Here is a 17,331-nt window from a genome sequence, read left to right as displayed (position 1 = left end):
ATGACGGTTGCCGTCTCGGTGCCCTGATCGGCCAGCTCGACCAGGATCGTGGCGAAGACGCCCATCTCGCTCCACCTGCGCCACCGGTTGTAGAGCGTTTCCGGGGCTTACGCGGCCCCACTGGGGCCACGGTCCCCTTCAACTGTGCGGGCCGTATTCTCGTGGTGCATCACGCCAGCGTAAACCATTGCGATTTATGAAAATAATTCCGCTCAGCACGCGCCTGTCATCAACCCTCGGGCGGCCGCGGCTCTTCGGAAATAAGGGGCGCAGACGCGCCATCCGTGCCTCTGTGAGCCAGAACAAATCGCTCATGATGCAGGTCTCCACGACGCCCCTGCATAACCTTGTCCCTCAAATCTTGATGAGGCCTGAGCCTAAGACCGTGGCCGGCTCTTTTGCGGGTCATAGTGCGGAAACGGCGCGACCTTTGCCGGGTATCGCTTGAGGTGGCCGTCAAGTTGACCCACCTCGACCGGCGTTCCCGGTGCGGCATGGGCCACGTCGACCCTGGCCAGCGCGATCCATTGGCCGCTGCGCGGCGAGCGCATGGCAGAGCAGACTTCGCCCACCTGCGCGCGCCCGATGCGCAGACAATCGCCGTGGTGCACGGCGCTTTGGCCATCGATCTCCAGCCCGACGAACTTGCGCGCAGGCGTTTCCTTGCGGCGGAGCAGCGCCTCGCGCCCGACGAAATCGGCGGTCTTGGATTTCAGCGGCACGGTAAAGCCGATGCCCGCCTCGAAGGGATCGGTCTGATCGGAAAAATCGTAGCCTGCGAACACAAGACCCGCTTCGATCCGCACAAGGTCCAGACCGGCCAACCCCATGGGTTTCATGCCATGTGGCTGACCCGCCTGCCAGATCGCGTCAAAGATCGCGCCGCCTTGGGACGGATGGCAAAAGACCTCATAGCCCAGCTCACCGGTATAGCCGGTGCGCGAGATCACCACCGGGATGCCCTCCGGCCCGCCAAGCCGCGCCGGGGCAAAGCGGAACCAGCCCATCTCGGCCAGCTCGGGCTGATGGGGCGCGGTCCAGAACAGGTCGGAAATCAGCTCCCTGGACTTCGGCCCCTGGACGGCAAGGTTGTGCATCTGGTCGGTCGAGGAGCGGATCATCACGTTCAGCCCAAGGCGCGCGGCCTCTTCGCGCATCCACACGCCGCCTTCGTCCGAGCCGCCAATCCAGCGGAAATTCTGCTCGTCTAGGCGGAACAGCGTGCCGTCGTCGATCATGCCGCCGTGCGGGTAGCACATGGCGGAATAGACCACCTGACCCACGGCGAGCTTTTCCACATTTCGGGTCAGCACCCAGTTCATCAGGGCTTCGGCGTCGGGGCCGGTCACTTCGAATTTGCGCAAAGCCGACAGGTCCATGACCACCACGCCCTCGCGGCAGGCCCAGTAGCTTTCCACCGCATCGCATTCGGGAAAGCTGTTGGGCAGCCAAAAGCCGTTGTAATCGGCGAAATCGCGGGTCATCGCGGCGAATTTTTCGTGAAACGCAGTTTCGCGCGTCATGATCGGATCCTCGTCTGGGGTCGGGCGCCAGGCGGTGGCGCGGGAAAAGCGTTCCGTCGCGCCATAGGTGCGCACGTGAATGTCGGTCAGGTTCCAGCCATTTGCCGGCGATGTGTCATCGGGGCAGGCGGAGGACACGCAGACCAGATCGGTCAGGGAGCGCAGCAGCACGTAATCGCCGGGGCGGGACCATGGCTCATCGGACACCAGCAGGCCGTGCTCATCCACGGCGGTGTTGAAGAAAAAGTTCGCCGCCATCCAGCCGGGCCGCGCCGGGATGCCGTGGGGGCCCAGGGCCAGGTTGAAGTTGTCGGAACAGTTGACGTGGCCGGGATAGCCGATGTCGTCGTAATATTTCGCGTTGCAGGCCATGGCAAAGGCGTCATGACGCCCACAGGTGTCCTGGATGACCTCGACCAGCGGCGTCTGATCGTGGTCAAAGTACTTCGCGTGCAGGCCGGGCATGGGATAGGCGTGGTGCTGGATCGTGCGGGTCGTGGTGACGTCGAGCGGGTGAAAGATGCCCTTGTCCACCTTGCGCGCATCGAAGCATTGGAAATCGGTACATTGGCGGCCATCCACGTCCATGATCTGGATGAACTCGCCCTTGGCGACGCGGTAGGCGCGGGCGGTGGCAGAGGTCACGCGCAGATCCTGCACCGGGTCGGCGAGGGGATCGGGCAGCGCGAACTGCCCAAGGGCGCGCGGGGCGGCACGGGTGAGGCGAATGTCGATCGGGGTGGCGGTGGTCTGCGCCTCGAAATCGGGCGTGGGGGCAGGGGCTGTGACCAGCAGCCAGCCGGGGCTTTGCGCGGTAAACTCTGCCTGGTCCCCCGCGGGGCTGCCCCCAGAAAACAGGCCAATGGCGCGCGCGCCGCCAAGGTCGATGCCGCGACGCGCAAGGCCGAGGCGCAGGCGCGCCATGCCGGGGGCATTGCTCTGCACAGCGGTGCGCAGGCCGTCGCCCTTGGTATCGAGGGTATGATCCAGGAGGCCGCCATCCAGACGCCCATCGGGATGCGCGGTGACAAGTTCGCAAACCTGTCCGCCTTCGCTGTTGCATAGGGTGATCCGGTCTCCGGCGCGTAATTCCAGCAAAGCCGCGCCGCCCCCCGGCACCCGGTGACGCTCTTCATTGGAGCCAAGGCTATAGGCCGCCGCGCGCCGGGGCGCGGTGGGACGGGGCGGGCCGGGGCGGAAGGGCTGGCCGATTTGATCGAACATGAAGAAAGGCTCCGAAGAAAACACCGGGGGCAGGGTGGCCCCCGGATCAGGGCAGGAAAGGGCGGATCAGTTGGCCAGGTAGGCAGCCATGCTGTCGTCCAGCGCGTCTTTCCACGGGGTGTGGTGCACCGGCGCCTTGGTGCCCGTGATGACCGAGGTGTAAGAGTTGTTGCGGAAGGCCATGATGTCCTTGGCCTTGTGCTTCTTCCACTCCATGAAGGCTTCGGTCGCGCCATCGACGTTAAAGCTGGGGTAGTCGGTGTCGGCGATCAGTTCCTTGATGTAATCGGCCTGGTAATTGATGGCGTATTTCACATCGTCAGAGGCCTCTTCGCGGGCTTCACGCTCGGCCACGTCGGCCATCAGCACCTGCTTGTCGGCGGGCACCTCGATGCGGCCAAGGATGATGTCGCGCACGTACCACGCCTGCGCGTCGAACATGTTGAAGGTGAACCACTGGTCCTGCATCCCGAGGTAGAACATCTTGGGGTTATGGGTGTAGACCACGCCCTTGTAGAGATCCGCCGAGGCGAGGCGGTTGGCGGTCTTCAGGCGCAGATCGTCGGGCAGGAACGGGAAGTAGTGCTTGTAGCCGGTGCACAGGATGATGGCGTCCACGTCCTTGGTGGTGCCGTCAGAGAAATGCACCGTCTTGCCTTCGACACGCTCCATCGCGGGCTTTTCTTCCCAGTTGTCCGGCCAGTTGAAGCCCATGGGCGCAGAGCGATAGCAGCTGGTGACCGTTTTGGCCCCGTATTTCCAGCACTGCGATCCGATGTCCTCGGCAGAGTAGGACGAGCCGACCACGAGCACGTCCTTGCCTTCGAATTCGCGGGCATCGCGGAAGTCGTGGGCGTGCACGATCCGGCCATTGAACTGATCGAAACCGGGGTATTCCGGCACGTTGGGCGACGAGAAGTGCCCGGACGCGCAGATCACATGGTCAAAGCGTTCCTTGTAGACGCGGTCCTCGGTCATATCGTGCACGGTGACTTCGAATTCCTCGCTTTCGGGCAGGTATTCCACCCAGCGGATCACTGATGAAAAGCGGATCCATTTGCGCACGTCGGCCTTTAGGACGCGGCCTTCGATGTAGTCGAACAGCACGGCGCGCGGCGGGTAAGAGGCGATCTGTTTGCCGAAATGCTCCTCAAAGGAATAGTCGGCAAACTCCAGACCTTCCTTGGGGCCGTTCGACCACAGGTAGCGGTACATCGAGCAATGCACCGGCTCGCCGTTCTCATCGACGCCCGTGCGCCACGTGTAATTCCAAAGGCCACCCCAGTTGGACTGCTTTTCAAAGCAGACGATCTCGGGGATCTCCGCGCCTTTCTGGGCGGCGGATTGGAACGCGCGCAGCTGCGCCAAACCCGAAGGACCGGCCCCGATGATGGCAACTCGTTTAGACATGACTTTCTCCCTGTCGCTTTGATTTTGGTATGAACCAGTACATTAAATTGGTTCACATGGTTGACTCTGGTTTGGCCCAAAAATTTTCTTCTGGTCAATTAATTTTCTTTAAGAGAATATCGGAGAGGTCCGAAATCCGGGTAAAATGCACAAGATTTATGCAGGTTTGAACGTCATGACAGGCCCCTCGCTCGCGCAGAGGTTGATAGTTTCAGGGACGCTGCCGCGACTCGGCGTTCAAGGGCAGGCGCCGATCCGCGTTGGCGCACTGGTGCCGTTCTCTGGTCCCGAAGCCTTTTGGGGGCAGCCGGGCATTCAGGGCTGCCGCATCTGGATTGACTGGATCAACGACCGCGGCGGCTTGATGATCGACGGGCGGCGCAGGCCGCTGGTGCTGATCGAAGCGGACAGCGCGCAGGGGCCGCAAGCGGCCTTGGCCGCCGCCCGGGACATGGTGGAGACCCACAAGGTGCGGCTGGTGCTGACCCTTGGCGGGCGCGATGTGCGGCTGGCGCTGCCCTATCTGATGGAGCGCCGGGTTCTGACCGCCACGCTTTTACCCTCTGACCTGTCGCCGGATTACCCGACCTTGATCGCGCCCGCCGAAGTGCATCCCTTCTTTAATGTCACCGGCGTGGATTGGCTGGCGCGCCACCGGCCCAAGGCGCGGCGTGTCGCGCTTTGCGCGCAAGAAGATGAGCTGGGCCTGCCATCGCTGGCCACCTATCGCGCGGCGTTCCGCGTCGCAGAGCGCGAGATCGTCAGCGAAACCCGCTATGACGCCGATACCGGCAACGCCGAGCAGATCCTGAACCAGATGCTGGCGGGCGACCCGGACATCTTATGTTTCTGCTCGTCGCCGCCGCCGATGATCGACCAGCTGACCCGCGCGGCCTATGCGCGCGGCTTCAAAGGCGAGATGATCGCCTGCACTTGTGATGGCTACCGCGACCTGATCGCGCAGACCTCGCCAGAGTTCATGGAACGCTTCACCTTTCAATTCCCGGATTTTGACGATCCGGGGCTTGAGGGGGCAGAGTTCTTCTTTCGCAGGCCCAAAGCCTTTTACGAGACATATAATGAGCGCTTCCCCGGCCAGTGGACGGCCGTGAGCTGGGAATATGCCGCGATCCTGGACCGGTGGCACGATGCGGTGGAAACCGCCGACAGTCTGGGCACCGTTGCGGTGCTCGCGGCGCTCAAGCGGGGGCGGGTGATGCCGCACACCTTTGGGATGGGGCGCTGGTGGGGCACCGAGATTTACGGCATCGACAACGCGTTGGTGGGCGACTGGCCGGTGGTGGCCGTGCGCGATGGCCGCGCCCGTATCCAAGAGTTCGGCTCTGTGCTGGATTGGCTCACGGCGCATGGGGCGCTACTTGTCGAGGAACTGGGGGCGATTGGGCAACTGTGGCACCAACGGGTCCGACCAGATTTGTCAGAGGCGCTTTTGGCAGATCCGCTGACCAAGGAATGAGGGGAAAGTTTTGAACAAACGTGCAGATGACACCAAGGCCACCGAAGGCCCGGACAGGGGCGACGCCGGGGCGGGGCAGCTGAAACAGAACCCACATGCGCTGCGCGAGCATCGTGAAAAGAACCTCGAGGTGGCCATCGGGCGGCAGGTGCGCGAGTTGCGCAAGCGGCAACGGATGACCGGGGCGGATCTGGCCGGGAAAACCGGGTTGTCGGTCGGGATGCTGTCCAAGATCGAGAACGGCGTCATTTCCCCCTCGCTCAACACGATTTCCGCCCTCGCCAATGCGCTCGGCGTGCCCATCGTGCAGCTGTTTGCCGGCTACGAAGAGGTGCGCGGCTGTATGCACGTCAAGGCGGGGCAGGGCGCGGAAATAGAACGCGAAGGCACCCGCGCCGGGCATCAGTACAATCTGCTGGGCCATATCGGGTCGAATAACTCTGGTGTGGTGGTCGAACCCTACCTGCTGACGCTGACCGACGAATCCGACCGCTTTCCGACGTTTCAGCACGAGGGCATCGAGATGCTCTATATCCTCGACGGGCGGGTGAACTACCGCCATGGCGACAAGCTGTACCTGCTGGAGCCGGGCGATTCGCTGCTGTTCGACGCGGATGCGCCGCATGGCCCAGAAGAGATCGTCGAGCTTCCGCTGCGCTATCTTTCGATCATCACCTACCCGCAGGCGAGCTGAGCAGGCGGGGATATGCTTAATAAACAGGCAACTTTCCCGGCAGGATTAAATTATTCCGGTGGTGCAAGAAACTTTCTTGAAAAGAAATAAGGTTTCCTCTTAGGCATAGGTGAGGCGCCGCGACATCGCGCGCAGTCACTTATTACGGAGGACGCCATGTGTGGCATCGTAGGCCTTTTTCTGAAAAAGGATGACCTGCGCCCAAAGCTGGGCGACATGCTGACAGACATGCTTATCACCATGACCGACCGCGGCCCCGACAGCGCCGGGATCGCGATTTACGGCGATGGTGCAGAGGGCGCGGTCAAGATCACCGTTCAATCGGACGCACCGCAGTCCGCCTTTGCCGGGCTGGACGCTGAACTGGGCGCGGCGCTTGGCGTGACGCCAGAGGTCAAGGTGGTGGACACCCATGCGGTGCTGACCCTGCCCGAAGCCAAGGCCGCCGAGGCCATCGCATGGCTCGAAGCGCGCGGCCTGCGCATCATGGGCTCTGGCGCGTCGATGGAAATCTACAAAGAGGTCGGCCTGCCCAAGGATGTGGCGGCGCGCTTTGGCCTGCGCGAGATGGGCGGCAGCCACGGCATTGGCCACACCCGCATGGCCACGGAATCGGCGGTGACGACGCTGGGCGCGCACCCGTTTTCCACCGCCGATGACCAATGCCTCGTGCACAACGGCTCTCTGTCGAACCACAACCAGATGCGCCGCAAGCTGGCGAAAAAGGGCGTCATGACCCGCTCGGAAAACGACACCGAAGTGGGCGCGGCCTATATCTCCTCGCGCATCGCCGAAGGCGCGAGCCTGGGTGAGGCGCTGGAAGGCACCATCGAGGATCTCGACGGCTTTTTCACCTTTGTCACCGGGACCAAGAACGGCTTTGGCGTGGTGCGTGACCCCATCGCCTGCAAGCCCGCCGTGATGGCCGAAACCGACGACTACGTCGCCTTTGCGTCTGAGTACCGCGCCTTTGCGGACCTGCCCGGCATCGAGGCCGCGCGCGTCTGGGAACCCGAACCCGCCACCGTCTACTTCTGGGAGCGCTGATCCATGACCACAACGCTTGATATGACCTCCACCCCGCTGCGCGACGTCAATGTCACGCTGCAAGCTGCGGCGCGCGCGCAGGCCAATGAAACCTATGTCATCGCCAATCCGCGCGGCGCCCATGCCATGGCCTGCGGTCTGGACGGCCCGCTGTCGGTCACCATCAAGGGGCCGACCGGCTACTACTGCGCGGGCATGAACAAGGAAGCCTCTGTCACCGTCGAAGGCTCTGCCGGTCCCGGCGTGGCCGAAAACATGATGTCTGGTGTCGTGACCATCGAAGGCGATGCCTCGCAATACGCAGGGGCCACCGGCCACGGCGGCTTGCTGAACATCAAGGGCAACGCCTCTTCGCGCTGCGGCATTTCCATGAAGGGCATCGACATCGTCGTGCATGGCAACATCGGCCATATGTCCGCTTTCATGGCGCAAAAGGGCAACCTCGTGGTGCTGGGCGATGCCGGGGATGCCTTGGGCGACAGCCTCTATGAGGCGCGGCTTTTCGTGCGTGGCTCGGTGAAATCGCTCGGCGCGGATTGCATCGAAAAAGAGATGCGCCCCGAGCACCTTGAGACCCTCAAGACCCTGCTGGAGCAGGCCGGGGCAGACGCCAAGCCCGAAGAGTTCAAACGCTATGGCTCGGCCCGCAAGCTTTACAATTTCAACATCGACCACGCCGACGAATACTGAGGAGCGCGACATGGACAAGACACCTCAAACAATGCCGCGCCAGAGCTGGACGTTCTCGAACGAGACCAACTCGGAAATCCGCCGGGCCGCTGCGACCGGCATCTACGACATCCGCGGGGGCGGGGCGAAACGCCGCGTGCCGCATTTCGACGACCTGCTGTTCCTTGGAGCCTCCATGAGCCGCTATCCGCTCGAAGGCTACCGCGAGAAATGCGACACCTCGGTGACCTTGGGCACGCGCTTTGCCAAGAAGCCGATCGAGCTGAAGATCCCCGTGACCATCGCGGGCATGTCCTTTGGCGCGCTGTCTGGTCCCGCCAAAGAGGCCTTGGGCCGGGGCGCGACCATGGCGGGCACCTCGACGACCACCGGCGACGGCGGCATGACCGAAGAAGAGCGCGGCCATTCGGAAAAGCTGGTCTACCAATACCTGCCGTCGCGTTACGGCATGAACCCCGATGACCTGCGCCGCGCCGACGCCATCGAAGTGGTGGTCGGGCAGGGCGCGAAGCCCGGCGGCGGCGGGATGCTGCTGGGGCAAAAGATCACCGAGCGTGTGGCCGGGATGCGCGATCTGCCCGTCGGGATTGACCAGCGCTCGGCCTGCCGTCACCCGGATTGGACCGGCCCGGACGATCTGGAAATCAAGATCCTCGAACTGCGCGAGATCACCAACTGGGAAAAGCCGATCTACATCAAGATCGGCGGCGCGCGCCCCTATTACGACACCGCGCTGGCGGTCAAGGCGGGGGCCGATGTGGTTGTCCTTGACGGGATGCAGGGCGGCACGGCAGCGACGCAGGATGTGTTCATTGAACACGTCGGCCAGCCGACGCTGGCCTGTATCCGCCCCGCCGTTCAGGCGCTGCAAGACCTCGGGATGCACCGCGACGTGCAGCTGGTCGTCTCTGGCGGCATCCGCACCGGGGCCGATGTGGCCAAGGCGCTGGCGCTTGGCGCGGATGCGGTGGCCATCGGTACGGCGGCTCTGGTGGCTTTGGGCGACAACGATCCCAAGTGGGAGGCCGAGTACCAAAAGCTCGGCAGCACCACCGGCGCCTATGACGACTGGCACGAAGGCCGCGATCCGGCGGGCATCACGACGCAGGACCCCGAGCTGATGAAGCGCCTCGATCCCATCGCCGCCGGTCGCCGCCTGCGCAACTACCTCAGCGTGCTGACGCTGGAGTGTCAGACCATCGCGCGGGCCTGCGGCCACAACCACGTGCACAACCTCGAACCAGAGGATCTGTGCGCGCTGACGATGGAAGCCGCCGCCATGGCCCAAGTGCCGCTTGCGGGCACCAACTGGTATCCGGGCAAGCCGGGCTTTTGACGCCGCAAAGGCGAGGGGGGCCGCCCCTCTCGCCGCACCAACAGGGATAAGACAGGGACGAAGAAGATGAGCAAACTCGCAGAATTCGCCGCCGACACGGGCGTCAAATATTTCATGATCTCCTACACTGACCTTTTTGGCGGGCAACGCGCCAAGCTGGTCCCGGCGCAGGCCATCGCCGATATGGAAGAGGACGGCGCAGGCTTTGCCGGCTTTGCCACGTGGCTCGACCTGACCCCGGCGCACCCGGACATGCTGGCGGTGCCGGACGCGGATGCGGCGATCCAGCTGCCGTGGAAACCCGAAGTGGCCTGGGTGCCCGCCGATTGCGTCATGGAAGGCGCGCCGGTCGAACAAGCCCCGCGCAACGTGCTGAAAAAGCTGGTTCGCGATGCCGCCGCGGCGGGCCTGCGCGTCAAGACCGGCATCGAGGCGGAATTCTTTTTGCTGACCCCCGAAGGCGACGCGATCTCTGACCCCTTCGATACGGCGGAAAAGCCGTGCTACGACCAGCAGGCGGTGATGCGCCGTTATGACGTGGTGGCCGAGGTCTGCGATTACATGCTGGAGCTGGGCTGGGGCCCGTACCAGAACGACCACGAGGACGCGAACGGCCAGTTCGAGATGAACTGGGATTTCGACGACGCGCTGGTGACCGCCGACCGCCACAGCTTTTTCAAGTTCATGGTCAAATCCGTGGCGGAAAAGCACGGCCTGCGCGCCACCTTTATGCCTAAACCCATCGAAGGGCTGACCGGCAACGGCTGTCACGCGCATATCTCGGTCTGGGATCTGGACGGCAAGACCAACGCCTTTGCAGGCGATGCAGGCGGTCAGATCGGCGAAGTGGGTTTGTCACAGCAGGGTGGTTACTTCCTCGGCGGGATCATGAAGCACGCCGAGGCGCTGGCCGCGATCACCAACCCGACCGTCAACAGCTACAAGCGCATCAACGCGCCGCGCACCATGTCCGGCGCGACCTGGGCGCCGAACACCGTGACCTGGACCGGCAACAACCGCACCCACATGGTCCGCGTGCCGGGGCCGGGCCGGTTCGAGCTGCGTCTGCCCGATGGCGCGGTCAACCCCTACCTGCTGCAAGCGGTGATCATCGCGGCGGGCCTCTCTGGCATCCGCAGCAAGGCCGACCCCGGCAAGCGCTATGACATCGACATGTACGCCGAGGGCCACTCTATCACGGATGCACCAAAGCTGCCGCTCAACATGCTCGATGCAATCCGGGGCTTTGACGCCGATGACGAACTCAAGGCGATGTTGGGGACGGATTTCTCGGCCAGCTACATCAAGATGAAGCATCAGGAATGGAATTCCTTCGTGACGCATTTCTCGAACTGGGAACGCCAGCATACGCTGGACATCTGACGACACATCCCCCCGGTGGCAGCTTGGTCTTTTGCTGCCACCCGCTTGGCCCGGTCGCACCTGACCGGGTCTTTTTCGTCTAGCCTTTTGGGCGCTTTGCGGGTGCGCGCCGCAGGGTCGAGGGCGGATGACCGTAGGCGCGGCGAAAAGCATCGGTGAAATGCGCCTGCGTGGCAAAGCCTGTCAGCTGGGCGATTTCTGCCAGCGGGACGCGGGTGGACACGATCAGCTCTCGGCCTGTCTCCAGCCGGATACGGCGGTACTCCTCCATGACGGACCGCCCCAGCGCCTCGCGGAACAGCCGCTGCAACTGCCGGACAGAGCGGCCAGACAGCTCGGCCACCTGCTCTTGATCCAAAGGGTCGGCGATATGGCTTTCCATCAGTTCAATGGCGGTTTCGACAGGCAGGGGCAGCGGGCCATAACGCGCCGCGATGGATGAGCGCTGCGGCGCTTCGGCGCCCCTGACTTCGGTCTGGATGAACCAATCGGAAATGCGCTGCGCGAAATTGCCGCCGAAATCCCGCGCGATCAGCGCGTGCATCATATCCAGCGGCGCAGAGCCGCCCGCGCAGGTATAGCGGTCGCGGTCGATCACAAACAGCCTGCGTTCCAGCAGCCAAGGGCCGGGCAGGCTGTCGAAATCCTTGTAGTGGTGCCAATGCACGGTGAAACGCCGCTCGCGCAGCAGCCCCGCCTTGGCCAGGATCACCGCCCCGCCGGAAATTCCGCCAAGCGCCGCCCCGTTGCGATCCGCCTGCCGCAGCCATGCAAACAGCGCCGGGTCGTTGATCCGGGCCGGATCGCCGCCCGCCACCACGAAAATCAGGTCAAACAGCGGCTGTACCTTGTGGTAAGGGCGGGCGTCGAACATCGCGCCCACCGATGCGGTCGCGTGCAGCTCCGAGGACGACAGCAGCGTGATGTCATAGGCATGTGTCGGCGCAAACATATTCGCCGCGCGCAAGGGCTCCAGCGCCGCGGCGGTCGACATCAAGGCGAATCCGTCGATCAATAGAAAGGCGATTCTCCGCATCGTCAATTTCCCGTCAGGAAAATAAGTTTCCGTCCCATGTTCGATATTTTGTGACCCAAAGCAAGAAGAGAGTGCCGGTTTACCCTGCCTATAAAGGGGTAAGAAAACGGAGCGGACGCATGACATTCTCAGGCTTCAAGGTCATCAAAGAGGCTCTGACGGGCCACAAGGGGTGGGGGCCGCTTTGGCGCACCCCGGAGCCCAAGGCGCAGTACGATGTGGTCATCGTGGGCGGCGGCGGTCACGGGCTGGCCACGGCCTATTACCTCGCCAAGGTCTACGGCGTGACCAATGTGGCGGTGCTGGAAAAGGGCTGGATCGGCTCGGGCAACGTGGGTCGCAACACGACGATCATCCGCTCGAACTACCTGCTGCCGGGCAACCAGCCATTCTACGAATTCTCGATGAAGCTTTGGGAGAACCTCGAGCAGGACACCAACTTCAATTCCATGGTCAGCCAGCGCGGCATCATCAACCTGTTCCACAGCGACGGGCAGCGCGATGCCTATCGCCGCCGCGGCAATGCCATGATGCTAAGCGGGGCGGGCGCGCGGCTGCTGTCGCAGGCGGACCTGCGCGAGAGGGCGCCGTTTCTGAATTTCGACAACGCGCGCTTCCCGATCAAGGGCGGTTTGATGCAGGAGCGCGCGGGCACGGCGCGCCACGATGGTGTGGCTTGGGGCTATGCGCGCGGGGCGGATATGCGCGGCGTCGACATCATTCAGAACTGCGAAGTGACCGGCTTTCGGATGGACGCGGGCCGCGTCACCGGGGTTGAAACCACGCGCGGCGTGATCGGCGCGGGCAAGGTCGGCGTCGCCGTGGCGGGCAATTCGGGCCGGGTGATGGCCATGGCGGGTCGCCGCCTGCCGATCGAGAGCCAAGTGCTGCAAGCCTTTGTTTCCGAAGGGCTCAAGCCGGTCATTCCGGGCGTCATCACTTTTGGCGCGGGGCACTTCTACATCTCGCAATCGGACAAGGGCGGGCTGGTCTTTGGCGGCGATCTGGACGGCTACAATTCTTACGCGCAGCGCGGCGGGTTGCCGGTGGTCGAGGACGTGCTCGAAGGCGGCATGGCCTTGATGCCGATGCTGGGCCGGGCACGGCTGCTGCGCAACTGGGGCGGGATCGTCGATATGTCGATGGACGGCTCGCCCATCATCGACCGCACCGACATCGGCGATCTCTATTTCAACGGCGCGTGGAACTACGGCGGGTTCAAGGCGACCCCCGCGTCGGGCTACGCCTTTGCCCATCTGCTGGCCCGCGACGAACCGCATGAGACCGCCCGGGCCTTCCGCTTTGATCGGTTCGCGCGCGGATATGTCATCGACGAAAAGGGCGTCGGCGCCCAACCCAACCTGCACTGAGGCCCACATATGTTGATCCCCCATCCCTTGCTTGGGCCGCGCAATGCCCAAGAGTTCACCTATCTCGGCGATGCGCAGCTTTTGCGCCGCCCCGACCCGCAAGCCCCGGACGCCGAAGCGGCCTTTTGCGACTATGTCTTTCAGCGAAGCAACCCGGCGGGCGTCCACCAAGAGCTTTGGTTCCATGAGCAAGGCGACCGGTCGTGGCTGGTGGTCACGCGCAACACCGTCACGCACGAAATCCTCGGCGCAGAGCTGGCCTGTGACGTTGCCAAGCGGGAGGGCGCGCAATGACCCGGCTGTCCGGTGGTCTGATCGACCGCAATCGCCCCTTGAAGTTCACCTTTAACGGCACTGCCTACAGCGGGTTTGCTGGCGATACGCTGGCCTCGGCGCTGCTGGCCAATGGCGTGCAGCTGATGGGCCGCAGCTTTAAATACCACCGTCCGCGCGGTGTTTTCTCCGCCGGGTCCGAGGAACCCAATGCGCTGGTCGAACTGCGCGAGGGCGCGCGGCAGGAACCCAACACCCGCGCCACGGTGGCCGAGCTGTATGACGGGCTCAGCGCGCGCTCGCAGAATCATGTCGGGCCGCTCCATCGCGACCTACTGGCGGTCAACGACCTGTTCTCGCCCTTCTTTGCGGCGGGGTTCTACTACAAGACCTTCATGTGGCCGCGCGCCTTTTGGGAAAAGCTGTATGAGCCGCTGATCCGCAACGCGGCGGGTCTTGGGCGGCTGTCGATGCTGCCCGATCCCGACAGCTATGACAAAGGTTTTTTGCACTGCGATCTGCTGGTGATCGGCGCGGGGCCTGCGGGGCTTGCGGCGGCTTTGACGGCGGGGCGGGCGGGGGCGCGCGTGATCCTTGGGGATGAGGATTTCCATCTTGGTGGCCGCCTGTTGATGGAAAGCGACCTGCTGGATGGCGCGCCTGCCGAGGCATGGGTTGCCACCGTCAAGGCAGAGCTGGAGAGCCTGCCCAACGTGCGGATCATGACGCGCACCACCGTCTTTGGCGTCTACGACCATGGCATCTTTGGCGCGGTGGAGCGGGTGTCCGATCACCTGCCCGAGCCGGGCAGCACCGTGCGCCAGACGCTGTGGCGGATCACGGCCAAGCGGTCGGTTCTAGCGGCGGGCGCGACCGAGCGGCATATCCCCTTTGCCGACAACGACCGGCCCGGCATCATGCTGGCCGGGGCCATGCGCGCCTATGCCAACCGCTGGGCGGCAAGCCCCGTGCGGCAGGGCAATGACGCCATCGCGATCTTTACCAACGGCGACGACGGCCACCGCACCGCGCGTGACCTGTTGGCCAAGGGCGCGAACCTGCTGGGGGTCATCGACACCCGCAAGGGTGCGGCGGCGCAGGGCGATTACAAGGTCTTTGACGGGGCGATGGTCACCGGCACCAAGGGCCGCCTCGGGCTGCGCGCCATTGAAATCACCCGCGACGGTCAGTCCAGCTGGCATGATGCGGGCGCCTTGGGTGTGGCCGGGGGATGGAACCCGAATGTGCACCTGTCTTCGCATCACCGGGGGCGGCCCGTCTGGGATGAGGCGCGCCTTGCCTTCGTGCCCGGACAAAACGGCCCTGCGGGGATGATCCCAGCGGGCGCGGCGGCAGGGCAGGGCGGTACGGCGCAGGCGCTGGCCTCTGGCGCGGCGGGCGCGATTGCGGCGCTGGCCGAGATCGGCATCACCGCGCATCCCATCGCGCTGCCCACGGCCAAGGATGCCTCTGCGGATCAGGAGGCGTTCTGGCATGTGCCGGGCAAGCGCCGCGCCTGGGTCGATTTCCAGAACGACGTGACGGTCAAGGACATCAAGCTGGCCCATCAGGAAAACATGCGCCCCGTCGAGCATCTCAAGCGCTGGACGACGCTGGGCATGGCGACGGATCAGGGCAAGACGGCCAATGTCTCGGCGCTGGCGGTCATGGCAGAGCTGACCGGCAAGAGCCTGCCAGAGACCGGCACGACGATCTTTCGCCCGCCCTATACCGGCGTGTCGCTCGGTGTGCTGGGTGGCGGCGATACCGGCAAGGGCTTCCGCCCCGAACGCTTGACGCCCACCCACCACTGGGCCAAGGCCCGGGGTGCAGAGTTCGTCGAGGTCGGCCCGTGGATGCGCGCGCAGTATTTCCCGCAGGCTGGTGAGCGCACGTGGCGCGAAACGGTGGACCGAGAGGTTCTGGCGGTGCGCGCGGGCGTCGGCCTGTGCGATGTGACCACGCTGGGCAAGATCGACGTGCAAGGCGCGGACGCCGGGGAGTTCCTCAACCGGATCTACGCCAATATGATGGGCACGCTGAAGGTTGGCATGGTGCGCTATGGCTTGATGCTGCGCGAGGACGGCCACCTTTACGACGATGGCACCTGCGCGCGTTTGGCCGAGGATCACTATGTGGTCACCACGACCACCGCCAACGCGGGCGCGGTCTATCGCAACATGGAATTCGCCCATCAATGCCTGTGGCCGGACCTCGATGTGCAGCTGATCTCGACCACCGATGCCTGGGCGCAGATCGCCGTGGCTGGTCCGAAATCGCGCGAACTGCTGTCGCGGATCGTGGACGGGTTTGACCTGTCGAACGAGGCCTTCCCCTTTATGGCCTGTGCGAACCTGACGGTGTGCGGCGGCCTGCGGGCGCGGCTGTTCCGAATCTCCTTTTCGGGGGAACTGGCCTATGAAATCGCGGTTCCGGCGCGTTACGGCGCGGCCCTGATGGAGCGGCTGATGACGCGCGGTCAGGATCTGGGCGCGACCCCATACGGCACCGAAGCCTTGGGCGTTCTGCGCATCGAAAAGGGCCACGCAGCGGGCGCCGAACTCAACGGTCAGACGACGGCGCAGATGCTTGGCCTTGGGCGCATGGTGTCGCAGAAAAAGGACAGCATCGGCGCGATCATGTCCCGCCGCGAAGGCCTCGCGCAGGAGAAGCGCCGCCTCGTGGGGCTCAAATCGCTCGCGCCGCAGACCATGGCCGTATCCGGCGCGCATCTCTTTGAACAGGGCGCGACACGCAGCATGGAAACGGATCAGGGCTGGGTCACCTCGGCCTGCTATTCGCCGCACCTGCAAGGCTACATCGCGCTGGCTTACTTGGAAAACGGCGACGCCCGGATGGGCGAGACGCTGGTGGCGGCCAACCCGCTCGAAGGGACAGAGGTGCCCGTAGAGGTGGTCTCTGCCCATTTCATCGACCCCGAGGGAGGACGCCTTCGTGACTGATCTTAGCCCTATCACCGCCCTTGGCGATGCCGCCCCGCGACAGACATCGTTCGGCGCGCTGACCATCCAAGAGAACGCCGGGCTTGGCCTTGCCTCGCTGTACCTGCGCAAGGGCCAAACCGCGCCCGCGCCCTTTGGGATGCGCCTGCCAGAGGTGTCCGGCGCTGTGCAGGCGGGCGATTACGGCGCGTTCTGGACCGGACCCGGCCAATGGATGATCGAGCTGCCAAACCGGGCCGAGGCCGACGTGGCCGCGCTGGTTTTGGCCGAGGCTACAGAGGCTTCTGTTTCGGAACAGACCCACGGGTTCGTGGCCTTTGAGATCACCTCCAAGGCGGGGGCGGACCCGCTGGAGGCGCTGCTCTCGAAACTGATCGACATCGACACCGCCGCGCTCGGGCCGGGGCGCGTGGTGCGCACGGGGCTGGAACACATGACGGTTTTCGTCATCCGCCGCGCAGAAGATCGCCTTGCAGTGCTGGGAATGCGCAGTTTCGCGGGGGCGCTCTGGCACGCGCTAGAGACAACCTGTCAACGATTGGAGAGCAAGACATGACCGCAACGATTATCGACGGCAAGGCGTTTGCAGGCACGGTGCGCGAAAAGGTGGCGGGCCATGTGGCGCGCTTGAAGGAAGAGCACGGGATCACGCCCGGTTTGGCGGTTGTCCTCGTCGGCGAAGACCCGGCGAGCCAGGTTTACGTGCGCTCCAAGGGCAAGCAGACCGTCGAGGTCGGCATGAACTCTTACGAGCACAAGCTGGACGCGGACACCTCCGAGGCGGACCTGCTGGCGCTGATCGACCAGCTGAACAATGACCCGGCGGTGCACGGCATCCTGGTGCAGCTGCCCCTGCCCAAGCACCTGAACGAAGACCTCGTGATCAACTCGATTGATCCGGCCAA

At 64.1% G+C, this 17,331-nt stretch carries 14 protein-coding genes and 1 pseudogene; 11 read left to right on the top strand and 4 right to left on the bottom strand.

Annotation, left to right across the window (positions count from 1 at the left end; all coding sequences use genetic code 11):
* The 3 genes and pseudogenes from B9A11_RS22380 to B9A11_RS20755 form a co-directional block, all read right to left on the bottom strand.
* Nucleotides 1-315, bottom strand: a pseudogene (locus B9A11_RS22380) (transposase); the annotation flags it as partial.
* A gap of 62 nt (nt 316-377) precedes the next feature.
* Nucleotides 378-2,747, bottom strand: coding sequence for a DUF1989 domain-containing protein (locus tag B9A11_RS20760; RefSeq protein ID WP_058249181.1), 2,370 nt, complete (start codon nt 2,745-2,747; stop codon nt 378-380).
* A 66-nt stretch (nt 2,748-2,813) separates the two neighbouring features.
* Nucleotides 2,814-4,157: an NAD(P)-binding domain-containing protein gene (locus B9A11_RS20755; protein WP_058249182.1), complete on the bottom strand. Its 1,344-nt coding sequence runs from the start codon at nt 4,155-4,157 to the stop codon at nt 2,814-2,816.
* Between the two features lie 145 nt (nt 4,158-4,302).
* Between B9A11_RS20755 and B9A11_RS20750 the strand changes: the two genes are divergently transcribed.
* The 6 genes from B9A11_RS20750 to glnT all read left to right on the top strand — a co-directional run bounded on the left by B9A11_RS20750 (nt 4,303) and on the right by glnT (nt 10,784).
* The gene (locus tag B9A11_RS20750) at nt 4,303-5,634 is read left to right on the top strand and encodes an ABC transporter substrate-binding protein (RefSeq protein WP_306345517.1); all 1,332 of its coding nucleotides are present in this window, start codon (nt 4,303-4,305) and stop codon (nt 5,632-5,634) included.
* Nucleotides 5,635-5,713: 79 nt separating this feature from the next.
* On the top strand, nt 5,714-6,328 hold the full coding sequence (locus tag B9A11_RS20745; RefSeq protein ID WP_234988923.1) for a helix-turn-helix domain-containing protein: 615 nt from the start codon (nt 5,714-5,716) through the stop codon (nt 6,326-6,328).
* A 156-nt stretch (nt 6,329-6,484) separates the two neighbouring features.
* Nucleotides 6,485-7,375, top strand: a complete 891-nt coding sequence (locus tag B9A11_RS20740; RefSeq protein WP_058249184.1) for a class II glutamine amidotransferase — start codon at nt 6,485-6,487, stop codon at nt 7,373-7,375.
* Between the two features lie 3 nt (nt 7,376-7,378).
* On the top strand, nt 7,379-8,065 hold the full coding sequence (locus tag B9A11_RS20735; protein ID WP_058249185.1) for a GltB/FmdC/FwdC-like GXGXG domain-containing protein: 687 nt from the start codon (nt 7,379-7,381) through the stop codon (nt 8,063-8,065).
* A gap of 10 nt (nt 8,066-8,075) precedes the next feature.
* A complete protein-coding gene (locus tag B9A11_RS20730) occupies nt 8,076-9,401 on the top strand; it encodes an FMN-binding glutamate synthase family protein (RefSeq protein ID WP_058249186.1) in 1,326 nt (441 codons plus the stop codon).
* A gap of 66 nt (nt 9,402-9,467) precedes the next feature.
* Nucleotides 9,468-10,784: a type III glutamate--ammonia ligase gene (gene glnT / locus B9A11_RS20725; RefSeq protein ID WP_058249187.1), complete on the top strand. Its 1,317-nt coding sequence runs from the start codon at nt 9,468-9,470 to the stop codon at nt 10,782-10,784.
* 79 nt (nt 10,785-10,863) lie between these two features.
* Here the strand turns inward: glnT and B9A11_RS20720 are convergent, their stop codons facing one another.
* Nucleotides 10,864-11,820 (bottom strand): GlxA family transcriptional regulator, encoded by a 957-nt coding sequence (locus B9A11_RS20720; protein ID WP_058249188.1) that lies wholly within the window; start codon nt 11,818-11,820, stop codon nt 10,864-10,866.
* 119 nt (nt 11,821-11,939) lie between these two features.
* Here B9A11_RS20720 and B9A11_RS20715 point away from each other — a divergent pair, with 119 nt between their 5' ends.
* The 5 genes from B9A11_RS20715 to B9A11_RS20695 all read left to right on the top strand — a co-directional run.
* A complete protein-coding gene (locus tag B9A11_RS20715) occupies nt 11,940-13,190 on the top strand; it encodes a sarcosine oxidase subunit beta family protein (protein ID WP_058249189.1) in 1,251 nt (416 codons plus the stop codon).
* A 9-nt stretch (nt 13,191-13,199) separates the two neighbouring features.
* Nucleotides 13,200-13,484, top strand: coding sequence for a sarcosine oxidase subunit delta (locus tag B9A11_RS20710; protein ID WP_058249190.1), 285 nt, complete (start codon nt 13,200-13,202; stop codon nt 13,482-13,484).
* Nucleotides 13,481-16,426 carry a sarcosine oxidase subunit alpha family protein gene (locus tag B9A11_RS20705; protein ID WP_058249191.1) on the top strand — a complete coding sequence of 982 codons (2,946 nt, stop codon included), beginning with the start codon at nt 13,481-13,483 and terminating at the stop codon, nt 16,424-16,426. Before B9A11_RS20710 ends, B9A11_RS20705 begins: the two co-directional genes overlap by 4 nt.
* A complete protein-coding gene (locus tag B9A11_RS20700; protein ID WP_058249192.1) occupies nt 16,419-16,982 on the top strand; it encodes a sarcosine oxidase subunit gamma in 564 nt (187 codons plus the stop codon). The genes B9A11_RS20705 and B9A11_RS20700 overlap by 8 nt, the downstream gene beginning before the upstream one ends.
* The coding region (locus B9A11_RS20695; protein WP_327442504.1) for a tetrahydrofolate dehydrogenase/cyclohydrolase catalytic domain-containing protein at nt 16,979-17,331 on the top strand (353 nt) is incomplete at its 3' end. The genes B9A11_RS20700 and B9A11_RS20695, both read left to right, overlap by 4 nt.

Source organism: Tropicibacter naphthalenivorans (assembly GCF_900176475.1).
GTDB classification, from domain to species: Bacteria; Pseudomonadota; Alphaproteobacteria; order Rhodobacterales; family Rhodobacteraceae; genus Tropicibacter; species Tropicibacter naphthalenivorans.
The sequence above is the reverse complement of the archived record's forward strand: the minus strand, read 5'-3'. Positions and strand labels throughout refer to the sequence as shown.

Bases quoted from the DNA above. Each gene is read 5' to 3' on its own strand.
- B9A11_RS20705 (WP_058249191.1), top strand. From the start codon at position 13,481: ATGACCCGGCTGTCCGGTGGTCTGATCGACCGCAATCGCCCCTTGAAG.
- B9A11_RS20715 (WP_058249189.1), top strand. From the start codon at position 11,940: ATGACATTCTCAGGCTTCAAGGTCATCAAAGAGGCTCTGACGGGCCAC.
- B9A11_RS20735 (WP_058249185.1), top strand. From the start codon at position 7,379: ATGACCACAACGCTTGATATGACCTCCACCCCGCTGCGCGACGTCAAT.
- B9A11_RS20730 (WP_058249186.1), top strand. From the start codon at position 8,076: ATGGACAAGACACCTCAAACAATGCCGCGCCAGAGCTGGACGTTCTCG.
- B9A11_RS20740 (WP_058249184.1), top strand. From the start codon at position 6,485: ATGTGTGGCATCGTAGGCCTTTTTCTGAAAAAGGATGACCTGCGCCCA.
- B9A11_RS20720 (WP_058249188.1), bottom strand. From the start codon at position 11,820: ATGCGGAGAATCGCCTTTCTATTGATCGACGGATTCGCCTTGATGTCG.
- B9A11_RS20755 (WP_058249182.1), bottom strand. From the start codon at position 4,157: ATGTCTAAACGAGTTGCCATCATCGGGGCCGGTCCTTCGGGTTTGGCG.
- B9A11_RS20710 (WP_058249190.1), top strand. From the start codon at position 13,200: ATGTTGATCCCCCATCCCTTGCTTGGGCCGCGCAATGCCCAAGAGTTC.
- B9A11_RS20760 (WP_058249181.1), bottom strand. From the start codon at position 2,747: ATGTTCGATCAAATCGGCCAGCCCTTCCGCCCCGGCCCGCCCCGTCCC.
- glnT (WP_058249187.1), top strand. From the start codon at position 9,468: ATGAGCAAACTCGCAGAATTCGCCGCCGACACGGGCGTCAAATATTTC.
- B9A11_RS20750 (WP_306345517.1), top strand. From the start codon at position 4,303: ATGCACAAGATTTATGCAGGTTTGAACGTCATGACAGGCCCCTCGCTC.